This window comes from Edwardsiella ictaluri ATCC 33202, from assembly GCF_000264785.1.
In the GTDB taxonomy this organism is placed as follows: Bacteria; Pseudomonadota; Gammaproteobacteria; order Enterobacterales; family Enterobacteriaceae; genus Edwardsiella; species Edwardsiella ictaluri.
This window is the reverse complement of record NZ_AFJI01000029.1, coordinates 1-1,114: the sequence shown is the minus strand read 5'-3', so window position 1 is coordinate 1,114 and position 1,114 is coordinate 1. Positions and strand designations below refer to the sequence as shown.

Annotated in this window: 1 protein-coding gene and 1 pseudogene; both read left to right on the top strand. The window is 51.5% G+C overall.

Features of this window, described 5'->3' with window-relative positions; translation table 11 throughout:
* Positions 1 to 348 precede the first annotated feature (348 nt).
* On the top strand, positions 349 to 543 hold the full coding sequence (locus tag EIEH_RS20055; RefSeq protein ID WP_015872157.1) for a helix-turn-helix domain-containing protein: 195 nt from the start codon (positions 349 to 351) through the stop codon (positions 541 to 543).
* A pseudogene (locus EIEH_RS19465) lies at positions 540 to 1,111 on the top strand (ISL3 family transposase); the annotation flags it as partial. The gene EIEH_RS20055 and the pseudogene EIEH_RS19465, both read left to right, overlap by 4 nt.
* Positions 1,112 to 1,114: the final 3 nt, after the last annotated feature.

The following is a 1,114-nucleotide window of genomic DNA, read 5'->3' as shown; positions in this document are numbered from 1 at the left end:
TAGGCGATCGAACTGGCTGAGATCGTCAGGGGTTTTGAGATTTTTGGCCAGTTCGTTAGCCAGAGCCTGCAACTGTTTTTCGTTCATAAAGTAACCTGCTTTTGATGTTGGATTGAACATATCAAAATCAGGCAATTACACAAATTTATGTACAGGCTCACGTTTAGGTTTGTCTTCGCCAAAAAACACCCCAAACCTGAAAACGTCCCTGATACTCTGCTCATTCGTCTTGAACACCAGCCTTCACACCCTGCCTGCTGTCGACGCTGTAACCGGAAGGCCTGCGGGATACACGATACCTCTCTGCGCCGTATCAGAGACCGGGAGTGACGTCACTGGAAGGTCTGGTTGGATGTTCCTGTTCGTCGTTTACGCTGTCCGCTCTGTGGCATCATAACCGAAAAAATCGATTGGCTCCCTGCGCGCCAGCGCTATACCACCGCGTTAGCCACTTGGGTTGAGTCACGGGTTCGTTTGCTTCCCATTAAGCACGTAGCCGGACTGACCGGGCTGCACTGGCATACTGTAAAAAACATCGGATAGACATGAATACCGCCTTCGACCTGGAATTCAGGGAGCACTGTCCGCAGGCGCGGGGGGTCTATGACCTGTTCCTCGTGGTGGCAAAGTTCAGCCGTGAGGTCATTGACCGTGTGAGGGTCGACCAAGCGAATCAGTGACGAAGTGACCCGAAAGCCCGGCAGGTCATCAAACGCAGCCGCTGGCTGTTGTTGCGCAATCAGGAGAACCAACCGGAAGGGCATGAAGTAAAGCTGTCAGAGTTGCTGGAGGCCAACCAGCCGTTAAATACGGTCTATGTCATAAAGACGGCCCTGAAAGCGCTGTGGTATGCCCCGGATGAGCAGGAAGCAAGGCAGCGCTGGAATGAATGGTACAGGCAATCACAGGAAAGCGGCATAAAGGTGCCAAAACAGCTCGCTGACAAGCTGAAAGGGTATGTAAGCGGGATTATAGCCAGCGCGCAGCATCATCTGAATACGAAGGGATAAATAATAAAATCAAGGTAATACAGCGTATGGCTTATGGATACCGGGACAACAACGACTTCTTCCTGAAGATAAAAGCAGCGTTCCCCGGTAAAGCGCGATGAACC